Below are 16,434 nucleotides of genomic sequence, written 5' to 3'. Positions count from 1 at the left end.
CTATGAAACGTTGGTTATTAGCTAACTTAGTTGCTCTTTGCTCGCTTTTGTTCTTAGGAACAAACGCTGCTTGGGCAGTTGGCGGCGGCATTGCGCCCGGCGCACCGGGTGTTTCCTCTGTTTGGTCTTATGCTGGTAAGCAAGGCATTGGAACATCCTATGAACAGTATGTGGATAATAAATATAGCGATCGCGCTCCTACAAATGCCATCTCCAAGGTTTGGTTTTCAATTGCTCAAGGCATTGTGACGGAAACCGCCTATGGAGAAATCGATCGCGCCCAGATCAATGACTTACAATTCTTAGTCACAGGCAACGGTTTTTTTGACGAAGAGAAGGTTTCTACCACTAGCAAGGTGGACTATCTAGATAAAGATAAGGATGGAAGGCCTCTTTCTCCTGCTTATCGTGTGATCAATACCGATAAAGATGATAAATACACCATTGAAAAGCACATCTTTACCGATCCTGATCACCAAACTTTGTTTACAAAAGTGATCTTTACTGCCAAAGAGGATAATGTTACTCCCTACATTCTGATTAACCCTCACATGAATAATACTGGCAAAGAAGATGTAGCTTTTGTTAAAAGTGATAGTCTCAATGCAAGGGAAGGAGAAATTGTTTATCTAAGTTTGAAGAGTTCATTACCTTTTGTGAAAACCTCAGCCGGATATGTAGCTCGTAGTGATGGCTATCAAGATTTAAAAGACAATGGGGTGATGGACTGGACTTATGACTACACTGATCAGAGCAAGCCAGGAAGTGTAGCTATGATAGGTCAACTGCCTACCCTCAATAAAGGACAAACTTCCACCTTTAACATTGCTGTAGGCTTTGGCAGCACCTATCAAGAAGCAACCGAACAAGTCGATGCTTCTTTAAAAGAAGGGTACGAAAGTCTGTTAGCAAAATACAACGGCAAAGGCAGCGCCGTAGGCTGGGAAGATTATATAGCCAGTCTTAAAAATCTGCCTGCTATGATTGCCAACACCGGTGACAAGGGTAAACAGCTTTATGCCAGTGCTTTCACCCTCAAGAGTATGGAAGATAAAGAAAATCCTGGGGCTTTAATTGCTTCTTTATCGGTTCCTTGGGGAGATACTGTGAATGCAGACACCTTTGCCACAGGTTATCGAGCAGTTTGGCCGAGAGACTTTTATCAAGCAGCTATGGCTTTGTTAGCTTTAGGAGATAAAGAAACTCCCCTAACGGCTTTTAAATACCTCCCACAAGTGCAAGTGCAATCAGATACACCAGGTAACTCTGGGGCTACAGGCTGGTTTTTACAAAAAACTCACGTTGATGGAACCTTAGAATGGCTGGGAGTGCAGTTAGATCAAACTGCCATGCCCATTATGTTGGGCTGGAAACTTTGGAAAGCCGGAGTGCTGTCGGATGGTGAAATCACTGAGCAATATCGCACGATGTTGAAACCTGCCGCAGAATTTCTGGCTAATGGCGGTAATGTGAATATACATACCTCTGATCAAGCAAACAACCGCAAGATAAACCCACCAAGCACTCATCAAGAACGATGGGAAGAACAATCAGGATATTCCCCCTCTACAACGGCTGCGATTATTACTGGGTTAGTTGCGGCAGGCGATATTGCTGAAAATGCAGCTGATGATCCTCTTGCAGCAAAATATTATTTCAGTAAAGCAGATGAATATCAAAAGAATGTGGATAAATTTATGTTTACCACAACTGGAGATATTAAGAACTGTAACAGCTCCAGTGAATATCTCCTGAGAGTTACCCCTAATGCAGATCCTAACGATGGAAGTCGCATCCATGACAACAATAGTTTGCTGGAAGCAGATGAACGCCAGATTTTAGATGGTGGTTTCTTGGAATTGGTACGTTATGGAGTCAGAAAAGGAGATGATGCTCACATTGCTGCCAGTGTTTGCGCCTTGGATAATATCAGCCTCTCAGAAGATTTAAGGGTTAGGTACGACATAGCTTTTGATGGTAAAAAGTATCCAGGATTCCGACGCTATGGCAATGATGGCTATGGTGAACAAATAAACGATGGTAGTAACTTCCGGGATATTGACGATGGACAGAAAAAACTCCGCAGAGGTAGGATTTGGCCGTTCTTCACTGGTGAGCGTGGTCATTATGAACTTGAGTTAGCTAAGGCCAAACATGGAGGAACTATTAGCAATCAAGAGGTTGCTAAACTACGTGATACTTATGTACGAGCAATGGAATATTTTGCTAACGAAAGTCTCATGCTTCCTGAACAAGTATGGGATGGTGTTGGTGAGAATAAGGCTCATAATTACATCACTGGAGAAGGAACGAATAGCGCCACACCTTTAGCTTGGGCGCACGCCGAATATATTAAGTTAGTCAAATCATTGACTGATAAGAATGTTTGGGATTCCTACCCCATTGTTCAGGCAAGATACCAATCTTCGGAATCTCTTAGCGCCTCAAGTTCTCATCCGAACGGCACTAAGATCAGCGCAAATCCTTAAGATGTAAGGGTTTAAGGGTGTAGGGGTGTAGGGGTGTAGGGGTTCAATGCAAAAAACCTACCCTTGAAAGCCCCTACACCCAGTTACACCAAGATTTTCACCTTTACACGCGTGACATTTAGCATAAGTCAACATCAATCCCTATCAGGGATAGCACAATAGCTTAAATCGAAACTACTGCCCATTAATAATAGTTGAAGGCTCAAATTGCTCAGGTTGAGGCTGAGGTGCAGGATTGAGAAATTGCTGCCAAATTTTAATTTGTTCCTGCGCCGCACTATAAGCAGAACTACTGCGTGGAATCAACCGAGCAGTTTCGATCGCCTTAGACATATCAGAACTACCCTCAGAACGAGCAATATCTAGTATTTGCTGACCCCATTGATCAATAGCTATATTGGCATCCATCCGCAAAATACTATTATTAGATACCTGATTAGCTATGCGTATTGCTTCTGCTAGAGCTTGTGAAGTCCCAGCCGCCGCCACTTCCCTGGCGCGATTCCAGTTATCTCTAGCGCGAATTTGCGATCGCCAGTCATCAATTGCCGTTTGTGCTTCCCCAGACAGCGCCCGTCCGGAGGATGCTATTGTTTGAGCTGCATTAATCGCCGCCGACAAGTCACCCCGCGCCGCAAACTCCCGCGCTTGATCTAAATAAGGTTGGTCTTGAATGCGCTGTACCTTGCCTACCCAAGTTCTAATTCTTCTACGTGCTTCTGGATATAAAGCCCGACCTTGACGAATTTGACCAGCTTCCGCGATCGCCGCCTGCAAAGAGTTAACATCGTCTAACAAGGCAATTTGTTCAGCCCGATCCAAATATGGTCTATCTTCGATAGTTTCAACTTGCGACTGCCAACGGTTGATATTTTGTCTAGCTTCGGAACCACGAGGATTACCACCAGGAATCATCTGTGCTTCTGCGATCGCCGCTACTAAGTCATTGATTGTACCTTGATTAGCTAATCCCTGTGCCTTTTCTAGACGGGCAACATCTTCAATTTCCAACTGCCAACGGCTAATTAACTGTTGAGCTTTATCATAGTTTGGTCGAGATGCGTTAATTTGTTGCGCCTGGCTAATTGCCGTTTCCAAACCTGCAATATTACCCAACCAAGCATTCCTTTGAGCATCACCCAAAGCAATAAAATCTTCAACTTCCGTTTGCAATCCAGTACTTTCAGGAATTTGCCTGGCAATTTCTAAAGCTGTATCTGCGTCCCGTGCATCCATCTTTGCCTGTGCCAACTCCAGCATCTTGCGTCCAAATGCCGGAATTGATTCTTGGGCTTTGCGATACAAGTAACTTTTCTGCTCAATAGACTCCGCCAGTTTAATTGCTTCTAGTAAATTATCTACCTCTTTACTATTAGCCAATCTTTGGGCTTTGTCTAACTTGTCCACATCCTCCTTGGATGAGGTGATAATATCGTTGAGTTCGTCGTATTTGGCGCTTGCCCAATATTTATTATCTACACGCAGTAATTGAGAAGCGACCATAAACGCTGATTGCCAGCGCTGCTGCCGCAATTCTTCTTCTGCTTCTGTGTATATGCCTTGAGCTTGGTTCCAAATCGTTTGCCACTTGCTGATTTGTTCATCTACCAACTTATAAGCAGCCAGGTCTTCAGGAATTTTTTTGGCTGTAGCGATCGCCTGTTCTAAATTCCCTGCCTGAAAACTCTCGTCTGCTAATTGTAAAACATCCCGCGACCACTTTTCTAAAAACCTGTCAGCTTCGCCCCGCAATGGGTGATCCTGTGGTAGTTGCTTGACTAAAGCGATCGCTTGCAACAAATCATCAACCGTTTGTTTAGAAGCTGCCAATTGAGCGCAATGTATCCGCACTGAAGCGCTTGCCAAAGGCCAAAAAATCGCGGGACAGTTAGGCGCGGATGGCAACTTCAGGAGCATCGCCATTGCCAGAAACCCGATACCACCAGGAAGGAGCGTTAACAATAAAGCCCAACCAACCCAACCCTGCATCCAGCGAGGCAACTTAACAAAACTTTTTTTAGTAAAATTAGTTACTTGTGATTGCTGATTTATAGGTAATTCTTCGGTACTATAATCTAGTCGTTGCCTCACCGTATTAGCAGAACCAGGAGCCGGGACACCAAATGCTGGGGTATCACCGACTTGTGGCGATCGGGACACACCGTCCATGTCATCTGGTTTTCTTCCTCTGGTTGGATGCCAACTTTCTGGGATATCCCGCTCTGTCATCTCTCACACCAAAATAGTTGAATAGCGATCTGTTTTAGAATGATAATGCTATTTTTGCCATAGTAACTTTCTCATAATTTAAAAGCTACTTGTTACATTATCTTTCCTTTGAATACCATTAATAATTAGTAGATCCAGATCCCTTTTATACATTAACCCGACACAGAAGACTCAGTTTGCAAATCCACAATTAATTGAGTGAGATGCTCACTGCTTGCTTGATAAACCCTGCCACAAAAATCGCAAGTCGCTTCAGCTCCATCATCTTTAACAATCATATCTTGTAATTCGGCTTCTCCCAACATCTTTAATGCACCTAACACGCGATCGAATGAGCAACCGCAATGAAAGCGCAGTATTTGGCTTTCGGGAAAAATCGTCAGCCCCATATCACCCAGCAAATCGTTAAAAATTTCCGGCAAAGTTTTACCCGCTTGCAACAACGGCGTAAACCCTGACAAAGCCCCCACCCTCGATTCTAATTTCGCCACTAAAGCTTCATCCCTAGCCGCTTTCGGCAACACCTGCACCAGCAAACCGCCAGCCGCCGTTACACCACCAGCCCCGACAAACACCCCTAACATTAATGCCGAAGGTGTTTGCTCAGAAGTCACGAGGTAATGAGCCACATCATCACCAATTTCACCAGAAACCAGTTCTACTGTACTAGAGTAAGGGTAGCCATACCCAATATCTCTGACAACATAGAGATAGCCATTTCCTACCGCGCCACCCACATCTAATTTACCTCTGGCATTGGGAGGCAATTCTATATGTGGATTGCCTACATAACCGCGCACCGTACCATCCAAGCCAGCATCTACCAAAATCCCAGCCAACGGCCCGTCACCCTTCACCCGGACGTTCACCCTAGAACCAGCTCGTTTCATGCTAGAAGCCATCAACAAGCCAGCCGCCATCGTCCGTCCCAAAGCAGCCGTAGCGACATAAGAAAGCTTGTGACGCTGCCGTGCTTCTTCCGTCAACCGTGTGGTAATCACGCCCACTGCACGAATTCCGCCATCGGCTGCCGTGGCGCGAATTAATTGATCCGCCATGAAGAACCTTACCAATAATAATTTCTTAACAAATGCTCTGGCTGTTAAGCTAGAGGCACAAAAATATTATTCTATTATAACAAAACTTAACTTATACAAAACTTACGCAAGTTGCCTAGCAATGATGTTCAGAGAATTGTATTGTAAATTTCTTAATGCGGGTATTATACGGAAAAATTCGGTATATGTAGCCTAAATGTACTAATTACACGCAAAATGCCCGTATAATATCTGAATATACATAATATCTAAAATAACTCTCTCTAATGACTCATTAAGTTGGCTAAATTATAGGTTGAAAAAGTAACTTAAGAGTTTTCAGTGAAAATTCAATGGTCATCTGAAAGGTCAATGAGACAATCACTTTCACTTTAGTCGAGTTATCGCTGCTACTTTTGTTATTAAACAGAGATGAAACATGAAAAACTTGTTGCTGTTATAGCGCAACAAAAATTAATTATTGTTGGTCTATTATTAATTCTCATTGGTAATGGGTTTCAATTTACCTTCTTAAAAATTCAAGTTGATGGGATACTAGCTAATATTGGTGCGTTATTCCTCTTCGTTGGAACGATAGAGTGGATATTTGATGAAACCGCGCGTAGAGAATTAGTTTACGAATTATTCCGATCTATTCGGGGAGATGAAAGAATTCATCGAAATGGATTGGTAGATTGTGTTATTAATTCCAAGGAAGTATCAGAGCCAGAAGAATGGGTTAGAGCAAAGATACTAGTAGTAGGTATTCATTATTCATCTCGTTTTGTTGAAGACAACATTGACTTAATAAAAGAACGTATTAGAAACAAAAGGAGGACTGTCATCTGTCATGTGGGAGTATCAACAGTAGCATCAAAGTATCTAAAAGACAGCGCATCTGGGCTTTCTGATATAAATACAGGGATAAGTAAGTTGAAATCGCTTGTTCAGTCTCAGTTTAATGGAAGTCAATACATAGACTTGATTGAACATGACAGAGTACTGAGATATATGTTTATCTACACTGAGTTGGGTATTTGGATTAAGTTTTTTACTAATGCGAAGGGTCATACTACGGTACCTGCTATCAGAATTGGAGCCGCCACTCCATTGTTTGATTTCTTCAAGAATGATATTCGCAATATAGGTGCATTGAAATGAATGGAGATGACTTATCTAAACTAATCGATACATATGTAGAGGAGATTGGATTAGAGCAACTAAAAAAGACTCTGGTTCATGAACTCAACCAAAGAAAGTTGGATGATTATTCATTAACAATTATTGCAAATCAAAGTTTTCATGATATACCTTCAAGATTTGTTCATGGAGAGCTTTACATTGCTAGTTCCGGAAGTTTAAATTTTGAAAACAAAGAAATTATAATTGAACAATATCAGGAAATTCTTTTAAACTTAAGAAAAAAACTTTCCGAGAAAGAGTGGAAAAAAGTATATTTGGTTCCGACGGGTCACTCGACATTAGCTTTACAGATTAAGAGCTTGGTTTATCATGTATTGAGAATAGATACTGTTGATTTATTTTACTCAAAAGGTGATTATTATGAAATTGAAATCAATCTGAGATCATGGTCTGTGTAAGTGCGGCAAGCTAACACAACGTTGGAGCCAAACACAGAGAGCTTATCTGTTGAATTCAATATACTATTTGCGTCGTCTCAACTGTATTGTTATACACCAACTTATTGATGTAGATGTGACAAAAGTAACTTATAACTCCCTCTTCTTGTTCAAGCATGATCTAGGATGGCTATAGCAACCTAATATTCATCCCGCTTTTACAAATGCTAGGTAATTTTCAACAAAGCCAACTGCGAATCGAAATAGCAGCATCCGCAAATACCATTCACGATAGTTTACTGCGTCCAGCACAACTAGAAAAATGGGTGATGGGACAACGCTTCGTACCAGGAATACCAGATGAACTACACAAAGGATTGCAGTTTACAACCTGGGCTGGGCCAGTAGCAATTCATCATCGAGTAGATGTAGCCAAGCCCAACTGTTTGCGCTTGCTACTCAGTGGCGGTATCGATGGTTTTCATGAATGGTACTGGGGAGACGGTTGGGTACAGTCGCGTTTAGAAGGGGTGTCACTTTTACCCTTGAATTTGGGACAAACCTTGAGTTTATTAAGTTTGCGCCAGTTTTTAACAACTCAAGAAAAATAAAAACCTCTAATCCTCAGCAGATAAAACTTGCTCAACGGTTAATCTCAACTCTGGAAAAGTTGGAGATTGAATAGATTCTGTAGCAACAAACTCCACTGGCTCATATAATTCCTCAATCAAGCTGAAAACAGTCACTTTGTTGGTTAATGGATCAACAATTCAATACTCTGGAATATTGAGAACGTTATACTCAACTCGCTTGGCTCGATAATCTACAGTTTTTGTTGATTCGCTCACAACTTCCACTACCAACAAAGGAGGTTGTTCGTTCAGTTCCATCACTGCTTCTCGGTTTCTCAAATCTCGCCATTGAGCTAATGGAATCACAACCATATCAGGAACTCTTGATGTATCCCATTGCCCTGCACGAGGAGAACGAACACCAATAACCATTTGTTGAGAAGTCCAAAACCTCTAACCTCACTTGGGCTTGACTACCAAAACTGAGCAATTAGCTTCTTCTACTACTTGATTGCTGACAGAACCTGACACAATGCGCTTCATGCCAGTTAAGCCGCGACTGCCAATAATAATTAAGTCAGTTTGATAAATATTAGATAAACGAATAATTTCTTCGGCTGGGTTTCCTGTCACCAGTTCTAATTCAGTTTTAACTGATAACTTATCTTGATAAGATTGCAATTGTTTTTCAATTTGAAAATAAGAACCTGTAGTAGATTCTGGGTGGGGAAGGTCAGCAGGTAATTCCATCTCTGAATCTGCTGTAGGAAACACATGACACAAAACTACTGTGCCATCTGGTGACAACACTAATTCATCTAATGCCTGAACTACTCGTGGGGCAATTTCTGAACCATCTAGCGCTACCAAAACATTTTTTACCACTGCTGTTGCCTCCTCCAGAGTAGATCCCTGATACAAGTAGATAAACCAAGCGTACTGGCAGCTACACCTACAATCAATGACTCAAATTAGCTCTAAGTTTGTATGGTAGGTCTTCCCTATCCGGAGCTTTTTGTCCTTGAGGGTCTAGCTGGCCAGAGTCTCAGTTTGCAACCACTGAGTAACTTTTGCCAAAAGTATAGGAAAAAATTAAACATTCCTCATCATTCATCTTGCTGAATTCGCCGCTTCACTGAGTCAGCGTGAGAGGGTAAACCTTCGGCTGTGGCTAAAGTGTCAATGGCTCCAGCTACCTTATTGAGTGCAGTTTGGGAATACTGAATGATGCTGGAATGTTTGAGGAAAGTTTCTACACTTAAGGCAGAGGCATAACGGGCAGCACCAGATGTAGGTAAAGTATGGTTGGGGCCGGCTAGATAATCTCCTACGGCTTCTGGTGTGGAATAACCAAGAAAGATCGCTCCTGCATGACGAATGTTGGGTAGTACAGCCCAAGGATCTTTAACTTCTAACTCTAGGTGTTCTGGTGCAAATTCATTGGAGAGTTCTGCGGCTGCATCTAGGGATTCTACCAACACGATTAAACCGTAATGAGCGATCGCTTTTTCGGTATCTATCCGCCGTGGATGATCTACCAATTGTCTTTCCACTGCTACTTGGACATTCTTCGCTAAAGCTGGGTCTGTGGTGAACAAAATTGCCGCCGCCATTGGATCGTGTTCCGCCTGTGCCAGCATATCAGTGGCTACATGGACGGGATTTGCTCCTTCATCGGCAATAATCAGCACTTCACTAGGCCCGGCTAAGGAATCGATCCCCACAGTGCCGTAAACCAGTTTTTTCGCCAAAGTGACATAGATGTTACCAGGCCCAGTAATTACATCTACCTTGGGGATTGTCTCTGTACCATAGGCTAAAGCAGCGATCGCTTGCGCCCCTCCTACCCGATAAATTTCTTGTACTCCAACTTCTTGAGCTGCTACTAACACTGCGGGATTAATCGCTTTCTGTGCGCCTGGTGGTGTCGCCATTACTATACGCGGTACACCAGCCACCTTCGCCGGAATTGCGTTCATCAGCACTGTACTGATGTAAGCAGCACGACCACCAGGAACATACAAACCCGCACGGTCTACAGGAGTGTAGCGTTTGCCCAGTACAATATCATCATCGCCAAAGTGTACCCAGCTTTTGGGGACTCGCTGACGATGAAAAGCTTCAATTTGGCGGCTAGCTAGCTGAATCGCCTCCAGCAGTTCCTTGGATACCTGTTGGTAAGCCGCGTCCAGTTCTGAACCTGTAACGCGTAACTCTTCAGCTTTGAGAATTTGATTGTCAAATTCATCTGTGTAATGCAAAACAGCTTTGTCGCCTTGGCGTTTCACTGCTTGCAACACTTCCCGCACAGTTGCTTCCTTGTGAAGCACCTGTTCGTCGTGAGTGCGATCGCAGATTCTTTGCAGTTCTGCTTTAACATCTGCCTGCTGAGTAATGATTCGCAGCATGGAGTAAGGACAATGCCAAAATTTAGAATATACCCGCCTGAGAATTATTTTTACTTTTTACCCCAAAGGATACCAAGCTTCATTTAACTCTCTCTTCTAGCTTAACCTGGATTTTTTTGATACTCCCCCAAGGCACCCAGCACCTGATTTACTTGGGGAGGCAAATAAATTTCTCAGTCCGATTGCCTTTATTGACTACGGCAGGGAGTAGGAGCGCCAATCCCTCATTCCCTTAAACCTCTTTCCTTAAATTTCTGAGTAGAAGGATTGTGCTGACGCACATCTAGTTCTCGTGTAATTTATCAGGAAAAACAGGCTCTGATGATAATTTTTACTTATGTTTATCTTTTAGTAACTAGTCTTGGTCGTAGATAGATGATGTAATGGCTTTTATACCGCTACTCCAACTGATCAATCCTTACCGTTTTTCATGAAATTGAATTCATTTTGGTAACGGACTAAACAACTGGTGTTCTTACTACTTGACTAAGTTTGTCAGAATTTGAGAATGGATATTTTTTGATTAGAGTACCTTATTTTAAACTGTTTTCTTCGGTTTAGCACACACTAGTGATCTTATTGTTGATTTTGTTACCCATATATGCTTACTGAGCTTCAGAAAAAACCTGACTGAAAAAATTTTCCTAAATTCTCACATTGGCAACACAAATGCTATATTAGTAAGTCTAGTAGTGTGTGTACATATAATTTTCTTTTTGGAATCGACTGTGGCTAATAATAAGTCTGCCCTTAAACGCGCCCAAATCGCAGAACGCAATCGGGTACGTAACAAAACCTACAAATCATCAGTTAAGACACTGATGAAAAATTACCTAAGCGCTGTACAAGCCTATGCGGCTAATCCTACTCCAGAATCAAAACAGGAAGCGCAAACACGCCTAGCTGCGGCTTACAGCAGAATTGACAAAGCAGTCAAACGGGGCGTACTCCATCCCAACAACGGGGCTAGGAAAAAGTCCAGACTCGCCAGCAAACTCAAACCCATCGAGCAAACAGCATAATAGTCCAAGAGTCAATAGTCCAAAGTCAACAGTTTTTTTCATAACTCTTGACTATTGACTATTGACTAATGACTAACGACTAAATGATGCAGCTAATTGACACCCACGTACACCTAAATTTTGACACCTTCCAGCCAGATTTGGCAGAAGTGCGATCGCGCTGGCAAGAAGCAGGAGTTGTACATTTAGTTCATTCCTGTGTTGAGCCGGAGGAATTTTCTAGTATTCAAGCCATCGCTCACCAATTTCCCGAACTGAGTTTTGCCGTAGGGCTGCATCCTTTGGATGCTGATAAATGGCAAAGCGACACAGGAGAGCAAATCTTATCTTTAGCTCGTTCCGATTCTCAGGTAGTGGCAATTGGGGAGATGGGGCTGGATTTCTACAAAGCCGATAACGATGAGCAACAGCGCATGGTATTTGAGGCACAATTAGCGATCGCCTCCCAACTCAACTTACCAGTAATTATTCACTGTCGGGATGCGGCAGTGGCGGTAAGAGAAATCTTGGAAAAATGGCAGGAGCGCACAGGCGATAAAATTCGGGGTGTAATGCACTGTTGGGGAGGAACGCCAGAAGAAACCCAGTGGTTTCTCGACTTAGGCTTTTATATTAGCTTTAGCGGCACAGTTACCTTCAAAAGCGCCAAGACTATTCAAGCCTCGGCTGCAATGGTAAAAAGCGATCGCCTACTAATTGAAACAGACTGTCCTTTTTTAGCACCGGTTCCCAAACGGGGAGAGAAGCGGAATGAGCCTGCTTATGTACGCCATGTAGCCGAACAAATAGCCGCGTTACGTGGAGAAACGCTAGAGGCAATTTCTGCTCAAACTACCCAAAATGCCTGTGAATTATTCGGTCTGGTGTTATAAAACTGACTCAATAGAAACAAGACAGAGTATAGGGAGAAAAATTCTTAAACTCTCAATAGATTCTTCCCCTATCCCCAGTACCCAATTTCCGATCCCTTTTTCCTTTAGCTCTCCGTCAAAATAAATAAACCGCTAGGAGGACAAAAATATGCTAAGATTAATCCCTCCAAAACATTTTGTGTGCGTCATAATGATGAAGGAAGGAACTAGTAACTCCTAAACGTGATTTTGTAAAGTTATCAACTTGACCATCCTCCTACCTCTACAAGCGGATAATCTCAACCCAAATTGAGATAAACCTTGGCTACACAAAGCCTGTAATTGAACCTATAGAAAATTGTTAAAAGAAATTGCCTCGTGATTAAAACCCAGCAAAATCAGGCCATTTTCATTCAAAACCTCCATAATGCAGCTAATTTCCTTTATTTCGAGATACCCCCGCGAGTATAAAAGGTATATCGGTAAGACAAAAGGTTAGAGCTGCGTCATGCAAATTAACGCGCTTTTGGGAGGGTAAGTGAGGAAAACAGATCAAATTCCCAAATATTACAAACAACTGCTGTTGGGAAATCGGCTGCGTAGCTCGATAGGAACACTCTTGACTAGCAATTGGGGGCTATTACCCCTCTTGTCAAAATCACACTCTCCAGCTTCAATTGCTGCGTTTGCCATCGCCTGTAAATAATCAGGTGAGCATACAGGAGAAGTTCCCAAACGGCTAAAGACACTAGCTGTAGTGTCATCTAAAAAATTTAACCAGGTTGACAAAGGTAGAGGCATGATTAGCGAAAATTATATTGAACCCGCCTTTCTGTTGCCCGACTTGATTGAAATCCAGCGTTCAAGCTTTCGCTGGTTTTTAGAAGAAGGGCTGATCGAAGAACTTAACTCCTTTAGTCCTATTACAGACTATACAGGCAAATTAGAACTGCATTTTTTAGGACATAATTACAAACTTAAGGAGCCAAAGTACAGCGTCGAAGAAGCGAAACGCCGCGACAGTACTTATGCTGTACAAATGTATGTCCCTACCCGCCTGTTAAATAAAGAAACCGGGGATATCAAAGAGCAGGAAGTATTTATTGGGGATCTACCTTTGATGACTGATCGCGGCACGTTTATTATTAACGGAGCCGAACGGGTAATTGTCAATCAAATTGTGCGATCGCCTGGAGTTTACTACAAATCAGAAATCGACAAAAACGGTCGCCGGACATATTCAGCCAGCCTCATCCCCAACCGGGGCGCATGGCTAAAATTTGAAACAGACCGGAACGATTTGGTGTGGGTACGCATCGACAAAACCCGCAAACTCTCAGCCCAAGTACTATTAAAAGCGCTCGGCTTATCAGATAACGAAATTTTTGATGCCCTGCGCCACCCAGAGTACTTCCAAAAAACCATCGAGAAAGAAGGGCAGTTTTCCGAAGAAGAAGCTCTGATGGAGTTATATCGTAAACTGCGACCAGGCGAACCACCAACCGTACTAGGTGGGCAACAATTGTTAGACTCCCGCTTCTTCGACCCCAAACGTTATGACTTGGGTCGAGTCGGTAGATACAAACTCAACAAAAAACTACGCCTATCAGTCCCCGATACCGTCCGCGTCCTCACCTCTGGCGATATTTTGGCTGCGGTCGATTACCTGATCAACCTGGAATATGACATCGGTAGTATTGATGACATTGACCACTTAGGCAACCGTCGGGTAAGAAGCGTTGGTGAATTGCTACAAAACCAAGTCAGAGTAGGCTTAAACCGCCTAGAAAGAATCATCCGGGAACGGATGACCGTATCTGATGCGGAAGTATTAACACCAGCATCCTTGGTTAACCCCAAGCCATTGGTAGCCGCCATCAAAGAATTCTTTGGCTCTAGCCAATTAAGTCAGTTCATGGATCAAACCAATCCTTTAGCAGAACTGACCCACAAACGCCGTCTGTCAGCCCTTGGACCTGGTGGTTTAACCAGAGAACGGGCAGGTTTTGCTGTGCGAGATATCCACCCCTCCCACTACGGACGGATTTGTCCCATTGAGACACCAGAAGGACCCAACGCCGGTTTGATTGGTTCCTTAGCCACCCACGCCCGCGTTAACCAATACGGCTTCTTAGAAACGCCATTTAGACCAGTAGAAAACGGACGGGTGAGATTTGATCAACCCGCAGTCTACATGACCGCCGACGAAGAAGATGACCTGCGGGTAGCACCAGGGGATATTCCTGTAGATGAAAATGGCCACATTATTGGTCCCCAAGTACCAGTCCGCTATCGTCAGGAATTCTCCACCACAACACCGGAACAAGTAGACTACGTAGCTGTATCACCAGTACAGATTGTCTCTGTAGCTACCAGTATGATTCCCTTCTTGGAACATGATGACGCGAACCGCGCCCTCATGGGTTCCAATATGCAACGGCAAGCTGTACCTCTACTGAAACCAGAGCGTCCGCTAGTGGGAACAGGCTTAGAAGCCCAAGGTGCCAGAGACTCAGGGATGGTAATTGTCTCCCGTACCGATGGGGACGTTGTCTACGTGGATGCTACAGAAATACGTGTCCGAGTTAGTGGGCAATTACCCGCAGCTAGCGGCAAAAGCACTGACAACGGACAACTGACCAGTCAGAAAGGACAAGAAATTCGCTATACAGTATCCAAATATCAGCGTTCTAACCAAGATACCTGTCTCAACCAAAAACCCCTGGTACGGATTGGTGAGCGTGTAGTTGCTGGTCAGGTGCTAGCTGATGGCTCCTCCACGGAAGGCGGGGAATTGGCACTGGGACAAAATATCGTCGTCGCTTATATGCCTTGGGAAGGCTATAACTACGAAGACGCGATTTTAATTTCCGAGCGACTGGTACAGGATGATATTTACACCTCAATTCACATTGAAAAATATGAAATTGAAGCCCGCCAGACAAAACTAGGCCCAGAAGAAATTACCAGAGAAATTCCTAACGTCGGGGAAGATGCCCTACGTCAGTTAGATGAACAGGGAATCATTCGGATTGGGGCTTGGGTAGAAGCTGGAGACATACTGGTAGGCAAGGTGACACCAAAAGGTGAATCTGACCAGCCACCAGAAGAAAAGCTACTACGGGCAATTTTCGGGGAAAAAGCACGGGATGTAAGAGATAATTCCCTCCGTGTACCCAACGGCGAAAAAGGGCGGGTCGTGGACGTGCGCCTATTTACCCGCGAACAAGGAGACGAACTACCACCAGGAGCCAATATGGTAGTCCGGGTGTATGTAGCCCAGAAGCGGAAAATCCAAGTTGGGGATAAAATGGCAGGTCGCCACGGTAATAAAGGGATTATTTCCCGCATATTGCCCATAGAAGATATGCCTTACTTACCCGATGGCTCCCCTGTGGATATTGTCCTCAACCCCCTTGGTGTACCCAGCCGGATGAACGTGGGACAGGTATTTGAGTGTCTATTGGGTTGGGCTGGTCATACCTTGGGTGTCAGGTTTAAGATTACTCCCTTCGATGAAATGTACGGAGAAGAGTCATCTCGCCGCATTGTGCATGGCAAATTGCAAGAAGCCAGAGACGAGACAGGGAAAGATTGGGTTTATAACCCAGATGATCCCGGCAAAATCATGGTGTTCGATGGTCGTACAGGGGAACCCTTTGACCGACCAGTAACTATCGGCGTAGCTTATATGCTGAAACTGGTACACCTAGTAGACGATAAGATTCACGCTCGTTCTACAGGTCCTTACTCCTTGGTGACTCAGCAGCCATTGGGTGGAAAAGCCCAACAAGGTGGTCAGCGCTTTGGGGAAATGGAAGTATGGGCATTGGAAGCTTTCGGTGCAGCTTATACCTTGCAGGAATTGCTGACAGTGAAATCAGACGATATGCAGGGACGGAACGAAGCATTAAATGCGATCGTTAAAGGCAAGGCCATTCCTCGACCTGGAACACCAGAATCCTTCAAGGTATTGATGCGAGAACTGCAATCCTTGGGGTTAGACATTGCCGTACATAAAGTAGAAACCCAAGCTGATGGTAGTTCCTTGGATGTCGAAGTCGATTTAATGGCAGACCAATTAGCTCGCCGTACACCACCCCGACCAACCTATGAATCGCTATCCCGCGAATCATTGGACGATGACGAATAGAGATGACTGTTAGCGGTAGTGGAGCATTTAGCCCGTACCGAGTGCTGAGGATGAAAACTCAGCACTCAGACCCTACAAATCTCTTGATTCATG

Annotated in this window: 14 protein-coding genes; 7 read left to right on the top strand and 7 right to left on the bottom strand. The window is 43.8% G+C overall.

The features are described 5' to 3' along the window. Positions 1 to 2: 2 nt before the first annotated feature. A complete protein-coding gene (locus ACM5QX_RS17360) occupies positions 3 to 2,489 on the top strand; it encodes a glucan 1,4-alpha-glucosidase (protein WP_414754658.1) in 2,487 nt (828 codons plus the stop codon). A 174-nt stretch (positions 2,490 to 2,663) separates the two neighbouring features. Here the strand turns inward: ACM5QX_RS17360 and ACM5QX_RS17355 are convergent, their stop codons facing one another. Beyond that, positions 2,664 to 4,718, bottom strand: a complete 2,055-nt coding sequence (locus ACM5QX_RS17355) for a chromosome segregation ATPase (RefSeq protein WP_414754657.1) — start codon at positions 4,716 to 4,718, stop codon at positions 2,664 to 2,666. Between the two features lie 152 nt (positions 4,719 to 4,870). Then, a complete protein-coding gene (hslO, locus tag ACM5QX_RS17350) occupies positions 4,871 to 5,776 on the bottom strand; it encodes an Hsp33 family molecular chaperone HslO (RefSeq protein ID WP_414754656.1) in 906 nt (301 codons plus the stop codon). 411 nt (positions 5,777 to 6,187) lie between these two features. Here hslO and ACM5QX_RS17345 point away from each other — a divergent pair, with 411 nt between their 5' ends. From ACM5QX_RS17345 to ACM5QX_RS17335, 3 genes are all read left to right on the top strand, one after another. Beyond that, the gene (locus ACM5QX_RS17345) at positions 6,188 to 6,916 is read left to right on the top strand and encodes a hypothetical protein (RefSeq protein ID WP_414754655.1); all 729 of its coding nucleotides are present in this window, start codon (positions 6,188 to 6,190) and stop codon (positions 6,914 to 6,916) included. Then, positions 6,913 to 7,356 carry a hypothetical protein gene (locus ACM5QX_RS17340; protein ID WP_414754654.1) on the top strand — a complete coding sequence of 148 codons (444 nt, stop codon included), beginning with the start codon at positions 6,913 to 6,915 and terminating at the stop codon, positions 7,354 to 7,356. The genes ACM5QX_RS17345 and ACM5QX_RS17340 overlap by 4 nt, the downstream gene beginning before the upstream one ends. Positions 7,357 to 7,559: 203 nt before the next feature. Beyond that, positions 7,560 to 7,946 carry a hypothetical protein gene (locus ACM5QX_RS17335; RefSeq protein ID WP_414754653.1) on the top strand — a complete coding sequence of 129 codons (387 nt, stop codon included), beginning with the start codon at positions 7,560 to 7,562 and terminating at the stop codon, positions 7,944 to 7,946. Positions 7,947 to 7,952: 6 nt separating this feature from the next. Here the strand turns inward: ACM5QX_RS17335 and ACM5QX_RS17330 are convergent, their stop codons facing one another. The 4 genes from ACM5QX_RS17330 to hisD all read right to left on the bottom strand — a co-directional run bounded on the left by ACM5QX_RS17330 (position 7,953) and on the right by hisD (position 10,315). Then, positions 7,953 to 8,081 carry a hypothetical protein gene (locus tag ACM5QX_RS17330; RefSeq protein WP_414754652.1) on the bottom strand — a complete coding sequence of 43 codons (129 nt, stop codon included), beginning with the start codon at positions 8,079 to 8,081 and terminating at the stop codon, positions 7,953 to 7,955. A 24-nt stretch (positions 8,082 to 8,105) separates the two neighbouring features. Continuing rightward, a complete protein-coding gene (locus tag ACM5QX_RS17325; protein WP_414754651.1) occupies positions 8,106 to 8,339 on the bottom strand; it encodes a Uma2 family endonuclease in 234 nt (77 codons plus the stop codon). A gap of 27 nt (positions 8,340 to 8,366) precedes the next feature. Then, entirely contained in the window at positions 8,367 to 8,792 is a 426-nt protein-coding gene (locus ACM5QX_RS17320) for a universal stress protein (RefSeq protein ID WP_414754650.1), read from the bottom strand. 221 nt (positions 8,793 to 9,013) lie between these two features. Then, entirely contained in the window at positions 9,014 to 10,315 is a 1,302-nt protein-coding gene (hisD, locus tag ACM5QX_RS17315; protein WP_414754649.1) for a histidinol dehydrogenase, read from the bottom strand. 728 nt (positions 10,316 to 11,043) lie between these two features. On the opposite strand from hisD, the gene rpsT reads away from it, so the two are divergent. Together rpsT and ACM5QX_RS17305 are read left to right on the top strand one after the other, a co-directional pair. Next, positions 11,044 to 11,337 carry a 30S ribosomal protein S20 gene (rpsT, locus tag ACM5QX_RS17310; protein WP_414754648.1) on the top strand — a complete coding sequence of 98 codons (294 nt, stop codon included), beginning with the start codon at positions 11,044 to 11,046 and terminating at the stop codon, positions 11,335 to 11,337. A gap of 86 nt (positions 11,338 to 11,423) precedes the next feature. After that, complete coding sequence (locus ACM5QX_RS17305; RefSeq protein WP_414754713.1) at positions 11,424 to 12,209, top strand: TatD family hydrolase; 786 nt, start codon at positions 11,424 to 11,426, stop codon at positions 12,207 to 12,209. Between the two features lie 546 nt (positions 12,210 to 12,755). Here the strand turns inward: ACM5QX_RS17305 and ACM5QX_RS17300 are convergent. After that, positions 12,756 to 12,989, bottom strand: a complete 234-nt coding sequence (locus ACM5QX_RS17300; RefSeq protein WP_414754647.1) for a hypothetical protein — start codon at positions 12,987 to 12,989, stop codon at positions 12,756 to 12,758. On the opposite strand from ACM5QX_RS17300, the gene rpoB reads away from it, so the two are divergent. Then, positions 12,988 to 16,341 carry a DNA-directed RNA polymerase subunit beta gene (rpoB, locus tag ACM5QX_RS17295; RefSeq protein WP_011320887.1) on the top strand — a complete coding sequence of 1,118 codons (3,354 nt, stop codon included), beginning with the start codon at positions 12,988 to 12,990 and terminating at the stop codon, positions 16,339 to 16,341. The genes ACM5QX_RS17300 and rpoB overlap by 2 nt on opposite strands. Positions 16,342 to 16,434 lie beyond the last annotated feature (93 nt).

The organism is Anabaena sp. CCY 9910 (genome assembly GCF_963920875.1).
GTDB classification, from domain to species: Bacteria; Cyanobacteriota; Cyanobacteriia; order Cyanobacteriales; family Nostocaceae; genus Trichormus; species Trichormus variabilis.
Note: the sequence above shows the minus strand (reverse complement) of the source record. Positions and strands in the feature narration are given on the sequence as shown.